Consider the following 19,502-nt stretch of genomic DNA (forward strand, 5'->3'; position numbering starts at 1 on the left):
AGTACATATACCTGGACAGTAGCTGCTTTATCCCCTTTGAAATCATTAATTAAAAAAACAAAAATGTTTAATCAACTAACACCACAAATTTATGGAAATTAAATTGACTAACCGTTTTTTCTTGCTAAAGAAAAAAATGTTACACATTATTATGAGAACCTTAATACTCTTATTTTGTACAACTGTTTTTAGTTTTTCTACAGGTGATATTTTTTCACAGAATACTAAAATAGTCATCGATGAAGATAAGACATTAACCATTGATGAGGTTTTCGATTTGTTAAGAGAGCAAACGGACTACACGTTTATTTATCAGGAAGATCTTTTTAAAAGCACTCCAAAAGTGCATCTTAAAAAAGGTGTGATAAAAGCCAATAAATTATTGAAGGAAACCCTTTCGGGCGACAATTTCAATTTCAGTATTACTGAAAATAATAAAATAATAGTAGCGAAAAAGCCTGAATCGATTGCTGGTAAGCAACAAAAGATACAGATTGCTGGGACGATAACAGATACTGGAGGACAACCTTTACCTGGAGCAAACATTGTTGAGAAGGGAACCACTAATGGTACGCAAACCGATTTTGACGGCAAGTTTACATTAGATGTAACAGACCAAAGCGCAGTATTGGTGATATCTTTTGTTGGTTTTGCAACGAAAGAAGTAGTAGTTGGAATGGAAACAACCATGTCAATTACGCTGTTAGAAGATGCTGCAAGCCTAGATGAGGTTGTGGTGGTGGGGTATGCTACGCAAAAAAAAGCTAATTTAACAGGCGCAGTATCATCAATTAAAGGTGATGAGTTATCTATTAAACCACTGACCGATGCCAGACAAGCATTACAAGGTGTTGCAACTGGTTTAACTATTGTAGACCGTGGAGGAGCACCAGGTGAAGAAACATTAGGATTCAAAATTAGAGGTATAGGCTCAGTGTCCGCAGGTACAGATCCATTAGTTTTAATAGATGGGATCGAATCCCCAATTAGTGAAATAAATATGCAAGATATAGAGAGCATATCTGTATTAAAAGATGCTGCCTCTTCATCTATATATGGTTCAAGGGCTGCTAATGGTGTGGTCTTGATCACTACGAAAAGAGGAAAAGAAGGGAAGCTTAGTATTAATCTTAATAGTTATACTGGGTGGCAAACAACAGCTACTTTACCAGAACTGGTTGGAGCAGAGGATTATTTGAATTTGGTGAACGAGGCTTTGGTAAATGCGGGACTTCCAGAAAAATACTCAGATGATTATATACAAAATACAGTTTCTGGTAACGACCCTATTGCCTATCCCTATACCGATATGTTTGATGAACTATTTAAATCGGCTCCAGTTCAAAATCATTCGATTAGTATAAGGGGTGGATCAGAAATGGCTAGAGTAGCATTATCTGTAAATTATTTAGATCAAGATGGCCTATTGTACAATACAGGTAGCGAAAGAATAGGCACTAGATTAAATACCGATTTTAAATTAAGTGAATCTTTTAATCTAAGAGGGAATATTTATTTTAATAGTAGGGAGTCCAGAAAACCAAATCGTTTTGAAGAAGCCATTACAGCTATGGTTGGAAGTTCTCCTGTTAATGTATTACAATACCCTAACGGTGCCTATGGTTTAAACAAGGACAATACCAATGCTCTGGCTGCCTTAAAGGAGAGTGGAACAGATCTAAGGGTGTCTGAAGTTTTAAGTATGAATTTAGGACTGGATTGGAATATACTCAAGGGTTTAAAACTGATAACCGATTATACCTATTTAAGGACAAATATCAGAAATAAGGATTTTCAGGCCAGTTTCGATTTTAAAGACCCTAATGACTTAACCAATGTGGTACACCAATGGACACCAAGTGAATTGTTGGAAAGTCGATGGGATGAGACTAGGCATAAATTAAAAAGTATATTAAATTATGGGGTAACCTTAGGTGATGATCACGCTATTAACCTACTTGGAGGTATAGAGCGTATAGAGAACTCTGCCAATAGCTTATGGGCAAGCCGACAAAATATCTATAATGAAGATTCACCTGAATTGAATACAGGCGATGTTGTTTCAAAAGATAATGGAGGATTTAGTGAAGCCTGGGCATTATTATCTTATTTGGGGCGTATCAACTACTCTTTTAAAGATAGATATTTGTTAGAAGCCAACATACGCCATGACGGGTCATCGAGGTTTGCCAAAGGACACAAGTGGGGTACTTTTCCATCGTTTTCTGCTGGATGGGTCATTTCAAATGAAGATTTTATGGGTAATATTGACGCCATACACCATTTGAAGTTTAGAGGGTCTTGGGGGCAATTGGGAAATCAAAATATAGGATTATATAGATTTTCATCTAATATCAATACAAACTACAGCTATAGTTTTAACGATGTTCAAGTAAACGGCTATTCCCAAAGTACATATGCTAATGAAGATATAACCTGGGAAACGTCAGAACAGACTAATATAGGAATTGATTTTTCATTGCTAAAAGGAAAATTGGGAGTAACAGCAGATTGGTTCCATAAAAAGACTAAAGACATGTTGTTGAACTTACCTATATCGCCCTTGGTAGGGTTGGAATCTTCCGAGATAAATATTGGTAGCGTTAGTAATAAAGGTTGGGAGCTTTCTTTAAATTACAGAAATAGAGATCGTGAATTTAAATATGCTGTTGGCTTTAATATTACCGATATTAAAAATGAATTGACCGATTTTGGAGGATTACCACTTTCAATAAATGGCTGGACGGTTTTAAAAGAAGGAGAGCCCATTAATTCTTTTTATGGATATAAGTCTGATGGATTGTTCCAAACACAACAAGAAATAGATAATCATGCACCCCAACCTAATCAAAGTGAGTTAAAACCAGGGGATATCAAACTTGTTGATCTTAATGGTGATGGAGAGATTAATGATGATGATAGGACTATAATTGGCAACCCAAACCCAAGGTATGAATACAGTTTAAATTTTTCTGCAGATTACAAAGGGTTTGATTTGAACTTCTTCTTGCAAGGTGTGGCAAAGGCAGAAAACTATTTTTACGGCGCTACAAACGAAGGGCCAGCATATGAGATATTCACTACAACTAGAGTATTGGACAGATGGACTCCAGATAATCCAAATGCATCCTTCCCAAGAATAGAAGCTGCTTCAAATAAAAATAATTTTTTATATAATGACTTTTGGATAAGGGATGCATCTTACTTGAGGCTTAAAAATATTCAAATTGGTTATTCTTTTGATCAAAAAGTACTGGATAAATTCAATTTATCAAAAATTAGAATTTACACAGGAGCCACAAACCTGTTTACCATTACTGATGTAGAATCAGGCTTAGATCCAGAGACTTATGATGGTAGGGTAAGGTATTATCCACCTACATCAACCTATACTATTGGTGTGCAATTGGCATTTTAATTATCTAAAATTTAAATTACTAAAGATGAAACAATATAAATATATTTTTACTTTACTAACGCTTATTAGCATTGTAAGCTGTGATGATTCTTTTTTGGAAAAATCTCCTAGTGATGCTATTTCCACAACGACATTTTTTACTCAAGAGAAAGATTTGGTTTTTGCAGTAAATGCAGTATATAATGTACTTGGGTTTAACGATTGGGGTGAATTTGGTCGGGGGACCGATATGTTACGTTTGGATATTGTAACCGACGATGCTATAGATCATCATTCTTGGGATCCGGCATACCGATTGGCAGATGGTACAGCTGGGGCCAATGAAAGTTATTCAACAGCACGTTGGAGAGAACGTTACAAAGGGATACAAAGGGTCAACAGGATTTTAGAAGGAGTAGATGGTATAGCTGAAATTGATCCCGATTACAAAAACCGTCTTTTAGCAGAGGCCAAGGTGTTACGAGCGTATTTCTATTTTGATTTAACATACTTATTTGGTGATGTTCCTTTTTTAACTGCAAGCATTTCGCCAGAGGAACTAACCCCTACTATTAATGAAGATGGTAGTTTAACACCTGCAGCTGGGGCAACGAGAACAGATAAGAACGTTATTTTGGATGCTTTGGTAGATGAACTTGATGCAGTAAAAATGGATTTGCCTTTAACCTATGGAGGAAGCGACAAAGGTCGTGTAACAAGGGGGACAGCATTATTTTTAAAGGCCAAAATACTATTGATGCAAGAGAAATGGACGGAATCCGCAGCAGCATCTAAAGAGCTTATGGATTTAGGAGTATATAGTTTATACCCTAGCTATAAAGATCTTTTTACCTATGCAGGAATTGGAAACAATGAAGTGATCTTGGATGTTCAGGTAAAGCAAGACGTTGATGAAGGTGAATTTTACTGGTTAAATTTTGGACCGAACTCCGTAGGAGGATGGAGCGTGTCTTGCCCCTTGCAAACTTTGGTAGATACTTATGAATTAACTGATGGGATGACCATCGAGGATTCTCCTTTATACGATCCTGCAAATCCGTATGATAATAGGGATCCAAGATTTGGATATTCTATACTATACCCTGGGGCCGATTGGCAAGGTGGTGTTTATAACACTATACCAGGAGCAACTTACCCTGGACGAACCATAATTCCTGGAGACGATTTAACAGACGGTACGGGAGGTCAATGGAACAAAACGGCTACAGGTTATAACTGGTTAAAATATATGTCTCAAGAAGATATAGATGAATCTAATGTTTGGGACGGTGGTGTACATTATGTTTTAATGCGCTATGCAGATGCCTTATTGATGTATGCTGAAGCAAAAATAGAAGCCAACGCTATTGATGCTTCTGTTTACGATGCGATCAATCAGGTGAGGCAAAGACCGGATGTTATGATGCCTGAAATTCCTGCTGGGCTTACCCAATCAGAGCTTAGGGAAATTGTGAGGCGTGAAAGACGTGTAGAGTTTGCTTTTGAAGGACAGCGTTTATTTGATATCAGACGGTGGGATATAGCTAAAGATGTGATGCCTGGAGTACCTAAAGGATTAACATATAAAGATGCCAACGGTAATGATGTTACATTATCATGGGGTGAACGTATATTCGACCCAGCAAAGCATGGTTTGTGGCCAATCCCTCAATCGGAAATTGATGTGACGGGCATGGAACAAAACCCAGGCTGGTGAAAAATTGAGTTAGTTATAACCAAGATTGGTTAGTCTTAAATTGGATGCTCTACCCCTTAGCGGGGTAGAGGTTCAATGGTAATTTAAGAGGGTTCTTAGAATATGAATACCTCAATAGGACAACACTTGTCTCCAAAATTTTTAAAACACTTGTTTTTATGAAATGCCAATTAACAAAAGTTGCAAACTAACCGATATGATAATTTGGGCATTACATCTGACCACTAAAAAATAAATATTAACAGATGAAAAACTCAAAAAACCTTTTGCTAATATTTAGCATCTTGGCGGGAATTCAAATTTTTTATTCCCAAGAAAAGGTTTATCCAGGAGCTGATGAAAAGACACCTTCGAGAGCACAATATTTTTCTTGGATAAATAATACCAATGAAGGTGCTACGGAAGCACATACCCAAATTAATTTGGACTTCTTTAATTGGTTGAAGCTGGAATACGGCATGCAATTGGATATTTATGCTTTTGATGCTGGTGCCATAGATGGCAAACGTTTTTACGGAAGTATAACGTCCGATCGCTTTAAGAATCAATTTCCTTACGGGTTGGACTCCATTTATAAGAAGGCTACAGATATTGGTATTCGTCTTGGTGTATGGGGTGGTCCTGATGGTTTTGGGGATACTCCTCAAGAGGAAAAGGCACGTATAGATCAAATGGTAGGTCTTTGCCGTGATTACCATTTCGCTTTGTTCAAGTTCGATGCGGTTTGTGGGCCATTACGTCCAGAAAAGGAGGATGCATTTATACATATGATGCAGGAGAGCAGAAAATATAGCCCAGATTTAATTTTGTTAAATCATAGGTTAGGGTTAAATAAAGGAAAACCCTACGCTACAACATTTTTATTTGGAGGAGCAGAAACCTATATAGATGTTTTTATGACCAACGACGTAACAGCTCCACATCATAGAGCGGGTGCTATTTCAAGAGGTTTGGTGCCTGGCTTGCAGCGTTTAACTGAGGACCATGGTGTCTGTCTATCATCGTGTCTGGATTATTGGGAAGACGATTTGATTTTACAGGCTTTCAACAGAAGCCTCATTCTAGCACCAGAAATTTATGGAAATCCTTGGCTTTTACGGGATGATGAATTTGCAAAATTGGCCAGAATCTATAATGTACATCGAAAATACAAATATATTCTTGCAAACGGAATGGTATTGCCTGAATCACAATATGGACCTAATGCGGTAGCCCGTGGTGATGAAAAAACAAGAATTATTACACTCAGAAATTTAACTTGGTCACCACTAGAATACCAGTTGATATTAAATAGCGATATAGGATTGTCAAACGCATCAAATGTTAAACTAATTCAGGTACACCCTAACGAAAGATATATTGGAACATTTAACTACAATGCCAAAATTCCTGTAAAAGTTGAGCCTTTTCGTTCAGCCATGTATTTGGTTACTTCAGATTTATATACTGATCCTTTGATAAAAGGAGCAGAATTCAATGTGGTTAGGCATGTAAAAGACAAATCGGTGTTGATCGATGTTATTGGTAACCCTGGTACCGAAACTTTTGTAAGTCTAGATAAGTATGAAGATTACAAATCAGCCCTAATTAATGGTGAAGACAATAAAAAATTAATTCAAGGAAAACAGGTTAAACTAAAGTTTGGAGGAGAAAAGCTAAAAGATGAAGCTAATAGAAAATTAACTGGGTTTAATGAAATTGTTATTCCCGAAGATGCTGAATCTCTTTACGAGGCAACTGTGTTTGCGGCCGATAATAATGCTTTGGAAGTCCGTTCGTTGTACCGCTCGGGAGAAACAGATATTCCAGAAGTTAGGAAAGCTAGAGACGCTTTTTTTGAACAGCCTGCTTTTGTAGATAGGGGTATTTGGGATAAGAATTTGTTTGATGGTGATATGACGACTGGTTTTTGGCCTTCCAAAAAATATGATATAGACCTTCGTGTAAAAAAAGGAACTTTTAGACTTGATTTAGGAGAGGTTGTTGCTGTCGATGAATTAATTGTCCATGTTCCCGATTATTTCTCCTTACATCCACTGTTGCGTGAAGAGGGTAATTACGTTGAAGTATCTACAGATTTAAAACAGTGGGAAACCATTACCTATTTGGCCGACTTGAAATCAATTATCGATATTCATAAAGAAATAAGATACCTTAGGTTTAGAAGTCAGCCGCAACATATTGTAGAGATAGAAGGGTTTAAAAATGGAAAACCCTTAGATCGTGAAAAATGGCGAGCTTCCAATTTATTTGCGCATCCAAAAGCAATGCCTGCTGTTAAAAGCTGGAAATCGGAATTTATTCTAAATGAAATTCCAAATGGAAGCTATTTAAGTGTTGCGCTTAATGGTAAGCATGGTGTGGAAGGAGCCTATGTGGCAGCAAAAATAGGAGGTAAGCTTGTTGGTGCTCCAGATCGGGCAGCCTCATATCCATCCAATACTTGGGAGTATGTAAACGCCAAGAGAGATAGTAATTATACGTATTACATACCATTAGATCCTTCTTACAAGGATAAGCGTATCGAAATATTTATTATGGGATACGATGAAGAAAACATAGACTTTAAACCAGAAGTATGGTTGTCATCAAACGATACTGCAAAAGAAAAAATAAGAATAGAATTATTTACTGAATAATATGAAATGCTCATTAACAAAAGTTGCAAACCAACCAATAATGATAATTAGGGCATTCCATTCCTGCACTGAGCTTAGTCGTGGTTACTGAGCCATGTCGAAGTGAAGTGTAACATTTAAAACAAATAAATATTAACAGATGAAAACTACAATCTTCAAAATAGGGCTTTGCTTTTTAGTGTTCTTAATATTTAATGCTGTATCTGCAAAGGACAAAAACTTAAGACTTAATTCTCCAGATGGTACCATAGTAGTCGAAGTTAATGTTGGGGAGGTGATTTCATATTCTATTTTTGTAGATGAAGAACAAATTATAGATGGGGCTACTTTGGTGTTAACCGTTAATGAAGATAACTTATTGGGGGTTAATCCAAAACTTTTAAAAAAACAATCGAGACAAGTAGATAACATACTTTACCCCGAGTTAAAAGTAAGGAGTGCCGAAATTAGGAATAATTTTAATGAGCTATCACTTACATTCAAAAACAATTACAAAGTAGTTTTTAGGGCATTCGATAATGGAGTGGCCTATAGATTTGAAACACGTTTTAAAGATGATATAATTGTTACTTCTGAAACGGCCAAATTCAATTTTACCAATAATAATCAAGTTTATTTTCCTAGAGAAGATGAATTTCAATCCCATAACGAACGCCTATATGAGCGTTTAGTATTGGATAGTCTTTCAAATAATGACCTTTGTAGCCTTCCCGTATTAATTGAAAATTCAGAAAAAACCAAATTTCTGATTACAGAAACGGGGCTTTTAGACTATCCGGGCATGTGGCTTACTGGAGCAGAAGGTAAAAGTTTGCAAGCTGTTTTTCCGCCAGTAGCACTCGAAGAAAAGGTGGATAATACACGATGGACGGACGATAGGACCATTCGAGTTTCCAAAAAAGCCAATTATATAGCAAAAACCAAGGGAACACGGGTTTTTCCTTGGCGCATCATGGCCCTCTCCAAAACAGATGCAGACCTGCTTACAAATCAATTATCCTATCAGTTGGCCGAACCATCAAGAATAAAGGATTGTTCATGGATAAAGCCTGGAAAAGTGGCTTGGGATTGGTGGAATTATAATAATATTTATGGCGTGGATTTTAAGGCAGGTGTTAATACCGAAACCTATAAATATTTTATCGATTTTGCATCACAATATGGTTTGGAATACATTATTCTAGATGAAGGTTGGTACCCATTAGGAAATGTATTGGGCGTTGTTCCAGAAATAGACATGGAAGCTTTACTAGCTTATGGAAAGGAAAAAAATGTAGGGCTTATACTTTGGGTTACCTGGAGTTCACTAGATCAAAAATTAGAAGCTGCTTTAGATACATTCCAAGAGTGGGGTGTAAAAGGATTGAAGATAGATTTTATGCAACGTGACGATCAATGGATGGTTAATTATTATGAACGTATAGCCAAGGCCTGTGCGGAGCATGAATTGTTGGTCGATTTTCATGGATCTTATAAACCGTCGGGATTAAGACGAACTTATCCTAACGTGTTAACACGAGAAGGTGTAAAGGGTAACGAAAATAACAAATGGGCCAATTATATTACCCCAGAACATAATGTTACCTTACCCTTCATAAGAATGGTGGCTGGTCCTATGGATTATACACCAGGAGCCATGATTAATACACAAGAAGAAAACTTTGGTGTGGCATGGAACAAGCCTATGGCTTTGGGTACGCGTTGTCACCAATTGGCCATGTATGTTTGTTTTGAGAGTCCGTTACAAATGTTATGTGACAGCCCTAGTAATTATTATAAAGAACCCGAAAGTATGTCTTTTTTATCAGCTATTCCAGCAGTTTGGGATGAGACCATCGTTTTAGATGCTAAGGTTTCAGATTATATTTTGTTGGCCAGAAGAAATGGCGATAACTGGTATGTTGGTGGGATGACCGACTGGGATGAAAGGGACTTATCATTGAATCTGTCTTTTCTTCCAAAAGAGATGAAATATGAAATGACATTATTCCAAGATGGAGTGAATGCCAATAGAATAGCTATTGATTTTAAGCAATCTAAAATAATAGTTGACCATACCTACAACAATCAAATTCATCTAGCAAAAGGGGGTGGATTGGCAGTGATGTTAAAACCAGTACAATAAGAAAATATGGAGCTACAGTATAAAATATTCATAAAGCATAGTATTACATTTTTATGTTCCTTTTTATTGCTAGTAACAAGTGTTTCTTGTAAAGATGAAAAGCAAGATTCTAATGCTATATCTGAAACTAGGAAAGGAGCTTTATTTACCATTCTTTCTCCAGAAGAGACACATATTTCCTTCAAAAATGAATTGACTGAAACGGTGTTTAAAAATGGACTATTTTACGAGTATTATTATAATGGGGCTGGGGTTGCAGTTGGAGATTTAAATGCTGATGGATTATGTGATGTTTACTTTTTGTCAAATTTAAAGACTAACAAGTTATATTTAAATCAGGGCAACATGGTTTTTGAAGAACGGACAAAGGAGGCAAATTTGGAAGGACATTATGGGTTTCCGACTGGAGTTACCATGGTGGATATTAATGCCGATGGTCGTTTGGACATTTATATATGCAAATCTGGAAAAATCGATGACCCTAATTTAAGAAGGAATGAGTTGTATGTTAATCTAGGAAATAATTCTGAAGGTATCCCGATATTTGAAGAGCAGGCTAAACAGTATGGTTTGGATTTGCCACATTTTTCAACACAAGCTTCTTTTTTTGATTACGATAAAGATGGCGATTTGGATATGTTTTTAATCAATCATGGTATTGAGATATATCCCGATGATGCTATAGAGAAAAGTCTCAATGTAGCTTCAAAATATAGAGGAGAACGTTTATATAGAAATGATGGTGGAGTGTTCATGGATGTTACACAAGAAGCACATATTATTAACAATCTAATAGGTTTTGGTTTAGGTGTGGCCATTGGAGATTTAAATAATGATGGCTGGCCAGATATACTTGTAGGGAACGATTTTTCTGAAAAGGACCACATGTATCTTAATCAGAAGGACGGGACGTTCAAAGAAATTATTAATATGGCAACGGGGCATATCTCTAATTTTTCCATGGGAAATGATATTGCAGATATCAATAATGATGGGTTGGTTGACTTTATTTCTGTGGATATGATGTCCGAGCATAATTTCGACATTAAAACGAGTATGAGTGGGATGAATCCAGAACGTTTTTACAAACACGTCAATTTAGGATTGCACCATCAGTATATGTACAATACATTACAACTTAATGGAGGGGTACATAAGGGATTGCCTAGGTTTTCAGATATAGCACAGTTGGCAGGAGTTTCCAGTACCGACTGGAGTTGGGCGCCATTATTTTTTGACATGGATAACGATGGGTTAAAGGATATCTTTATTTCTAACGGGATTAAAAGGGATTTCAGAAATAACGATTTTGTAAACTATAGAAAAGAGCAACAACAAAAACTAGTTGAGTTAAAGGAAGCAGGTCAAAATATTGATTTGAAAGCATATGTTAAGGATATTATGGATCATATGCCACAACGTAAAAAGGAAAACTGTTTTTATAAAAATAAGGGAGATTTAACGTTTGAAGCTATTGAATTAGAAGTAAGAGATCGAATTTTAACAAGCTCAAATGGAGCTGCTTATGCCGATTTTGATAATGACGGCGATATGGATATTGTGGTTAATAATTCAGATGATTTTTCCTTTATATATAGAAATAATGCCTCAGAGAATAAAAGGGGTTATTTTTTGGATGTTAAATTAAAAGGATCGAGTATGAATCCTTATGGTGTAGGTGCCAAATTGATTCTCAAACAAAAAGGGCGAGAGCAAATTTTAGAGCAGTACCTAACCCGTGGATTTCAGTCCTCTGTGAGTGAAGTTTTGCATTTTGGTCTAGGAAGTAGAGATGAAATAGAAGCGTTGAAAATTATTTGGCCAGATGGAAAGCAAGAGGTATTGTATGATTTTAAGGGTAATCAGGTAATAACGTTAAATCACGAGAATGCTAAAGAAACACATTCCGTGATTGAAGTAGATAGTTCTTTTTTTAAAGATGTAACCAGTTTAACAAAATTGAATCACAGACACATTGAAAATAAATTTGATGATTTTGAGCAGGAAAGTTTACTGCCGCACAAAATGTCAAATTTTGGCCCTGCATTGGCAGTAGGAGATGTTAATAGAGATGGTAAGGATGATTTTTATGTTGGTGGGGCAAAAGATTTTAGTGGCGGATTATATTTACAAACAACAGAAGGTACTTTTAAAGAAACAAATAATAAACTATGGTTATTAGATAAAACCAGTGAAGACATAGGAGCCGAATTGTTTGATGTTGATAGCGATGGGGATTTGGATCTCTATGTTGTAAGTGGAGGAAATGAGTACAATGATGATTCTAGAGCATTACAAGATAGACTTTACTTAAATAATGGTTTTGGGCACTTTACAAAAGCTCTTGGAGCACTGCCTAAAATGATAACAAGTGGATCGGTTGTAAAGCCCTGTGATTTTGATAATGATGGGGATTTGGATGTGTTTGTTGGAGGACGTTTGGTCCCAGGAAAGTATCCTTTTCCAGCGAGAAGTTATCTCTTAAGGAATGATTTTAAAAATGGAGAGGTTTCGTTTACTGATGTTACCGATGAAATGCTTCCAGAATTAAAAGAAATGGGTTTAATAACCGATGCCGAATGGGTAGATGTTACTGGAGACAAAACTAAAGATTTGATTGTGGTAGGGGAATGGACGCCTGTGAACGTTTTTAAAAATCAAGGAGACATGTTTTTAGATATAACAGTGAAAACAGGGTTGAAAGATAAAACTGGATGGTGGTTCAGTCTGGCATCAGCCGATATGGATAATGATGGGGATATGGATTTAGTTCTTGGTAATTTGGGAAAAAACTATAAATATAAAGCGAGTTACGAAGAACCCTTTGGAGTACATACTGCCGATTTTGATGACAATGGTAGTTTAGATATTGTTTTGAGTTACTACGATATGGGTAAAAAATACCCTTTAAGAGGGCGGTCTTGTAGTTCCCAGCAAATGCCATTCATTAAAAAGAAATTTCCAACATACAATGCCTTTGGCCAGGCGACATTAAAAGACATATATGGTGAAACCTTAGAGCAATCTTTATCTTATAGAGCCAATACTTTTGCAACTTCATACGTAGAGAATTTAGGAGAAGGTGTCTTTAAAATGGTAGAGTTACCTAACGAAGTGCAATTTTCGTCTGTTAATGATATGTTATTGGAAGATGTTAATGACGATGGAAAGAGAGACATCATTACTATTGGTAACTTATATGCTTCAGAAATTGAAACACCAAGAAACGATGCGAGTCATGGTTTGGTATTGCTGGGTGATGGAAAAGGTGGGTTTACCACGGTAGCTTCAAATAAAAGCGGTTTGTTTATCGATGGTGATTCAAAACATATAAAAAAAATAAAAATCAATGGTCACGAGAATACTTTTTTAATAGCAAAGAATAATGACTTAATGCAAATAGTGACCCTAAAGTAAAAAATGAATCACGGTCTAAAAAATCGAATAATTAAGTTTTTCATTCTACGGTTTTTGCATTTAATAGATTAAATATAGTGTTTTTATTATACTTCCCTAAAATATAAATTAGTAATATTCATCTTAGTTAATAATTCGTAAATTGTGGGATAAATATTAAATAACATATTATTATGAGTGATAATAATCAACCAAGAATGACACCTAAAAAAAAAATTTGAGGAAACCTACAAGGATTTTGATGAAAGTCAAATTTTAAAAGAAAATCTTTTTGCGCAACAATTACAGATAGAAAAGTTAGAATTAATTAGGGGTAACACCTCGAAATTAGTTTGGTGGCTTGTGGCAATCCCTATAATAGTATTTTTAATTGTTGCTTTTATAAGTGGTGTAAGTGGGAAATTATTTTAAATATACATAACTGCGAAAATACTTTTAGATAAATATTTACATTTAATGTTTTGTCTTACTTAACTTCAAAAAAAATCATCTTATACGGGGTGATATGTTTTAATTAATTAAAGTATATTAAATTTAGATGAACCTTAATACTTTGTTTTAGGTGAAAGAGTGTTTTTAGACTCCATAAAAGGTATGTTTACATATCGATACCCCTAATTAATGGATAATGTATTTAAAAAATTTGCTTAACAAATTAATAATCATTATATTACAACTTCTTATCTTGTAAAATGTTTGATCTTCAATCTGCCTATTGGTACGTTTGTTTTAATTAATTATGTCCCCGTTCAATAAATTGGACTCTTGCCTTACCTTACCTTGTATGGTTTAATATATTATGTTGGTTGATAATCCGGATAAACGAAATAATACAATTTACCTATCGCTACTAACATATTATTAGTCGTTTTGTCCTTTTGAATAATTAAAGGAATTTACTACGTATAAAACTAAACTAAAAATCAAACCAATGAAAAAAATTATGACAAGTTTGTTTATTGCTATTTTAATTTTTGGATGTAGCAAAGACAATTTCCAAGGACCAACAATGTCAAAAATTGACGACGAACCACTTCTGATGAATAAAATTCGTCAGATTGAAAAACATGCTATGAATGCAATGACCAATGAAGAAATTAACATACCAGAACTTAGTAAGAGTGAGTTGGAGAAGTACAATAGCATTCGTGGGAAATACAAAGTTGTATTTGAAAATCATACTATGCTTAAAAATAAATTAGAAAAAGATAATTATGTTGTTCAGGAACTTTATCCAACCGGTGTTTTTCCTGATGACTATATTAACATTGAAGCAATAATGGATGAGGCAGAAAACCAAGGGGTTGATTTGGAATTGAGACTTAAATCAACTAATGTTCAAGGTGTTCCAACTTCCTTTAATTTTGGTCAATTTTATTTATGGATTGGTGGTAAAACTCAAGGTTATTATGGAAAAATCAAATTTATTGGAGAAAAAGATAATGGAAATATGACTACTTTCACAGGTGCTTATGATTATTTAAGATTTGGTATTTTAGAAAGTAGACAGGTTTTAATATGGGATAGAGAACTTATACATTTTGAAAATATTAGATTTGATGGAGGTCATATTGCCAGTGTTGGAGGTGGTTCTTTACCAGAACCTGAAGAAATTATTATTAAGGATTGTCATTTTATAAATAATAGTAAAGGTGTTTATGCAGCCATTACGACTTTTGGAACTGAAGAAAAACTTTTAATAGAAGATTGTAAATTCGAAAACAATCACTTGGGTATTTGGGCTTTGAATTACCATGACGCAATTATACAAGATAATGAGTTTGTTAATTCAACAGGTGGAATAAGCATTGGTAATAATGCATCTGGAAATTATATTGTCAGGGATAATAATCTTTCAATTACACCAGTGTTATCTGGAGATTTTGCCATATGGGAAAGTGGAATTTTTATTAGGATTGTACAAGATACAAGCATTGATGTTTATGATAACAACATAGACATAAATGGGACATCTAAATTTCCAATATTTGTTTATGGGGCTCCGGGTAAATCTGGTAACATTGACCCGATATCGGGCATCAATATTTATGATAACAATATTAATGTTGACTCGGATTATTTTGGTGCTATTGAAATAGTTGCAGATTATGTTTCTATAAGTAATGTTTGTGTTTCTGAAAATAAAATTTCTGGAATTGCTGGAGTAGCCTATAGTTCCCTTAGTTTTACGGATAAGGAAGTATCCAATGTCACATACTCAAACAATGACATAGAAAATTTTAGTTCATCTTGCATGTTTGAGGATGAAACAGGAAGCCCGAGAGGTTGTGCGGTCATTTACTTTGGAGAAAATACAAATTCTATGCAATACTGTGGAGATACAGACATAATAATTATCAACCAAGGAACAAACAACACCTTTACTAATGAGGATGAATGTACTGGATGTAACATTTAAAAGAACACTTTAAATTAATTTTTAAATGTTACAATTCATGTTGAGGATTAGACGAAAAAGCCTTTAGATTAATTCTACTAAAGGCTTTATTTTTTATTTAATTTAAATTACAATCTAATGTTGATTTAATCCATGGATTAAATTGTTTTTAGGAAACCATAAAAAGGAGAAAAAACAATCTTTTTGGAGTTGGTTGTCTAATAGTTGTCTAGAAAAAACCTCAACTATTTGATTAACAAATAATTGAGGTTTTAAAAAGTGGAGTCGGAGAGAATCGAACTCTCGTCCAAACAAGTTACCAAAAGGCTTTCTACACGTTTAGTTTTTATTTGGTTTTCGACTAAAAGCCGACTAAAAACCATCTACTTTTAGCTTATCATCTTAAAATGTCGAGGTATTATCGATGCACTAATACCTCTAGGTTTACTTTTACGATGCCTCTATATAGAACGCCATAAACCAAGGCTTTCAAGAGACATTTAGCTTTCCCGCCTTGCGGGACAAAGGCTTGAACCTACTATAATTCGGTTATTAAGCAGCTAAAGCGTAGTTATTCTCGCCGTTTAAAATTTGGTCTAGCCTTTTACGTGTTTCAAAACCCTTACACGACGTGCTTACCATTCAATACATCTCGCTGTCAAAACCAGTCGACCCCAGTTTCATGCAAAAGCAGGATTCTTCTTGATTTAAGGTAATGTATTATATTTGATTTTGGAGGCTGAGGTTCTCGAAGCCACCAAATCTTAATGTATCAGCAAAGTTACCAAAAACTTTGTAATTCATTATAAATCCGAGTATTTTAGTGCAAAAATTATTCCAAATAATACATGAAGTTTGCCATAATAAAAGAACGCAAAAGCCCACCAGATCGTAGGGTAGTGTTTTCTCCATCAAAACTAAAAGATGTCAAAACACAATTTCCCAACGCCACTTTTAAAGTAGAACCATCAGATATTAGAATTTTTACAGATCAACAATATGAAGAGGCAGGTTTTGAAGTAACCGATTATATAACCGATTGTGATGTTATGATAGGTGTTAAGGAAGTTCCTATTGAAGCTTTAATTCCTAATAAAAAATATTTTTTCTTTTCACATACCATAAAAAAGCAACCTTACAATAGAAAACTACTACAAGCCATATTGGAAAAGAACATAGAGCTTTACGACCATGAGGCTATTGTTGACGATAGAGGGTTTAGATTAATAGGTTTTGGACGTTATGCGGGATTAGTGGGAACATACAATGGACTAAGGGCTTTAGGTTTGAGGGATAAACTCTATAGCTTGCCCAAGGTGGAATCTTTGGCCGATTTAGATGTTTTAAAGGCCGAATTGGATAAAATAAAACTTCCCAACATTAAAATTTTACTTTCCGGTACGGGCAAAGTAGCACGTGGTGCTCAGGAAATTCTAGACCATTTAGGGGTTAAGGAGGTAAGCGATGCCTTGTATTTAACATCACAATTTACCGAACCAGTATATTGTAAGGTAGATGTTATGGAATATAGTAAACGTAAAGATGGTAAGGTTGGTAATACACAGGAATTTTATATTGATCCCAGTGGTTATGTGAGCAATTTTATGCCTTATGCCAAGCAAACAGATTTCTTTATAGCTGGTCATTTTTATGGTGATGGAGCTCCTTTTTTATTTACAAGGGAAGATGCTAAACACCCCGATTTTAACATCAATTTGGTAGCTGATATTAGTTGTGATGTTGATGGACCAGTAGCCAGCACCTTAAGGCCTTCAACCATTGCCGATCCGTTTTATGGTTATGATCCGAAAACTGAAAGCGAAGTGGCTTTCGATGCCAAAAATGCCATTACAGTTATGGCTGTTGATAATCTACCATGCGAATTGCCAAAGGATGCAAGTGAAGGTTTTGGGGATATGTTTTTTGAACATGTTATACCAGCTTTTTACAATAATGATAAAGATGAGGTATTGCAACGGGCCAAGATTACAGATAAAGGAAAGCTTACAGAACGGTTTGCCTATCTACAAGACTATGTAGACGAAAAAGAGTAGACCGATCCTATTTTTCTAATTTAATTTTATGACTAAAACAGCATTAATAACAGGAGCAGCTTCTGGATTGGGCTATGAATTATCATTGCTGTTGGCTAATGATGAATATAATCTAATTTTAATAGATGTTGATTCAGGAAAACTGAATGAAGTCAGGACAGAAATTACAAAATCCTATAGTTGCAAGGTTGATGTTATGGTTAAAGATTTGAGTAAACCAAATGTTGCCAATGAAATTATAGAAGCAATTGATGTTATTATTGATGTTTTAGTAAATAATGCCGGTTTTGGATTGTTTGGAACGTTTGCCAATACAGAATGGCAAAGAGAATTGGATATGTTGTATGTGCACGTTATTACTAGTACGCATTTAACAAAATTAGTATTGGGGGGAATGGTAAAACGAGGATCTGGTAGAATTCTTAATATATCGTCTCTTGCCGCATTTCAACCTGGTCCACTCATGTCAATTTATTATGCTTCAAAATCGTATTTATTGTCATTTTCTGAAGCTATAGCTAATGAAGTTAAGGGGACTGGAGTAACGGTAACAGTATTATGTCCAGGTCCTACAAAAACGGCCTTTCAGGGTGTGGTTTCAGAAAAAACTACAGAAAATAAAATTAGTTTTAACATGGCTTGCCCATCGGATGTTGCCCAATATGGTTATAAAGCTATGCAAAAAGGAAAAACAGTAGCTATCCCTGGATTAATCAATAAGTTCCTTGCAACTATAAATCGCTTTGTTTCAAGAGGTATGGCCACAAAAATTGTTAGAAACCTTCAGGAAAAAAACAGAAAAGAATAATCACATATAAACAATAGGATAGAAATACATAAGCTCAAGATTAATTTAATGAATATCCTTTTATAGTTGGTGAAAAAACATTACCTTATAGGGTAATAAACTGTTTGTTAACTCTAAAAAATGTGTTATGAATCCTCCTTTATTGTTTATGGTTTTTCTTGTTGTATTTCTGTTTTCAGGTATACGTATAATTTTTGAATACAAACGCGCTTTAAAATTCAGGTTTGGTAAATATGTTAAAACCTTACAGCCTGGATTTAGATGGATTATTCCTTTAGTTGAGACAATTCAAGTAGTAGATATTAGGGTCATTACTATAAACGTGGTTTCACAGGAAGTAATGACTGAAGATAACGTACCATGCAGTATAGATGGCGTGGTGTTTTTTAAAGTCATAGATCCAGAAATGGCTGTTTTGGAAGTTGAAGAATACAAGTTTGCCATTACACAGTTATCTCAGGCTGCTTTACGGGATGTTTGTGGTAAAGTTGAATTGGATACCATTTTGTCCAAGCGGGAAGAAATGGGTAAAAACATTAAGAATATTGTTGAGGTTGAAACCAAGGAATGGGGTATTGAGATTATAGATGTTAAAATAAAAGACATCCAATTACCAGAAAACATGAAACGCATGATGGCTAATCAGGCAGAAGCCGAACGTTCTAGAAGGGCACGCATTATTTTAGCTTTGGCTGAAGAGCAAGCTGCTGGTAAGTTATTAGAAGCTGGTAAATTGATAGATCAATCCCCATCGGCCATTAAATTAAGATTGTATCAGACCTTATCTAATATTGCATCAGAGAAAAATTCAACCATACTGTTCCCATTCCCTGAAGAAGTATTACCGAGGCAAACAAAGCAAGAAGTCGACTAACTAATGAATCATTATTTATTCGAAATAACCTTATAAACTCTTTATGTATTTGTACAAGTTTACTGAAGATTTT

Annotated in this window: 9 protein-coding genes and 1 other RNA gene; 9 read left to right on the forward strand and 1 reads right to left on the reverse strand. The window is 35.0% G+C overall.

Features of this window, described 5'->3' with window-relative positions; all coding sequences use genetic code 11:
• The first annotated feature begins 151 nt into the window (after positions 1-151).
• The 6 genes from MR053_RS06235 (at position 152) to MR053_RS06260 (ending at position 15,714) form a co-directional block, all read left to right on the forward strand.
• On the forward strand, positions 152-3,418 hold the full coding sequence (locus MR053_RS06235) for a SusC/RagA family TonB-linked outer membrane protein (RefSeq protein ID WP_242131566.1): 3,267 nt from the start codon (positions 152-154) through the stop codon (positions 3,416-3,418).
• Between the two features lie 25 nt (positions 3,419-3,443).
• A complete protein-coding gene (locus MR053_RS06240; protein WP_242131567.1) occupies positions 3,444-5,114 on the forward strand; it encodes a RagB/SusD family nutrient uptake outer membrane protein in 1,671 nt (556 codons plus the stop codon).
• Positions 5,115-5,359: 245 nt separating this feature from the next.
• Positions 5,360-7,753, forward strand: a complete 2,394-nt coding sequence (locus MR053_RS06245; RefSeq protein WP_242131568.1) for a hypothetical protein — start codon at positions 5,360-5,362, stop codon at positions 7,751-7,753.
• Positions 7,754-7,892: 139 nt separating this feature from the next.
• Positions 7,893-9,878 carry a glycoside hydrolase family 97 protein gene (locus MR053_RS06250; RefSeq protein ID WP_242131569.1) on the forward strand — a complete coding sequence of 662 codons (1,986 nt, stop codon included), beginning with the start codon at positions 7,893-7,895 and terminating at the stop codon, positions 9,876-9,878.
• Positions 9,879-9,884: 6 nt separating this feature from the next.
• A complete protein-coding gene (locus tag MR053_RS06255) occupies positions 9,885-13,295 on the forward strand; it encodes a VCBS repeat-containing protein (RefSeq protein WP_242131570.1) in 3,411 nt (1,136 codons plus the stop codon).
• Positions 13,296-14,226: 931 nt separating this feature from the next.
• Positions 14,227-15,714, forward strand: a complete 1,488-nt coding sequence (locus MR053_RS06260; protein ID WP_242131571.1) for a hypothetical protein — start codon at positions 14,227-14,229, stop codon at positions 15,712-15,714.
• 256 nt (positions 15,715-15,970) lie between these two features.
• Here the strand turns inward: MR053_RS06260 and ssrA are convergent.
• Positions 15,971-16,369, reverse strand: a transfer-messenger RNA (tmRNA) gene (gene ssrA, locus MR053_RS06265).
• A 172-nt stretch (positions 16,370-16,541) separates the two neighbouring features.
• Here ssrA and MR053_RS06270 point away from each other — a divergent pair.
• From MR053_RS06270 to MR053_RS06280, 3 genes are all read left to right on the forward strand, one after another.
• Positions 16,542-17,747 (forward strand): NAD(P)-dependent oxidoreductase, encoded by a 1,206-nt coding sequence (locus tag MR053_RS06270; RefSeq protein WP_242131572.1) that lies wholly within the window; start codon positions 16,542-16,544, stop codon positions 17,745-17,747.
• Positions 17,748-17,775: 28 nt separating this feature from the next.
• On the forward strand, positions 17,776-18,555 hold the full coding sequence (locus tag MR053_RS06275) for an SDR family NAD(P)-dependent oxidoreductase (RefSeq protein WP_242131573.1): 780 nt from the start codon (positions 17,776-17,778) through the stop codon (positions 18,553-18,555).
• A 127-nt stretch (positions 18,556-18,682) separates the two neighbouring features.
• Complete coding sequence (locus MR053_RS06280) at positions 18,683-19,429, forward strand: slipin family protein (protein WP_223549472.1); 747 nt, start codon at positions 18,683-18,685, stop codon at positions 19,427-19,429.
• Positions 19,430-19,502: the final 73 nt, after the last annotated feature.

The organism is Aestuariivivens marinum (genome assembly GCF_022662175.1).
Taxonomy (GTDB): Bacteria; Bacteroidota; Bacteroidia; order Flavobacteriales; family Flavobacteriaceae; genus Aestuariivivens; species Aestuariivivens marinum.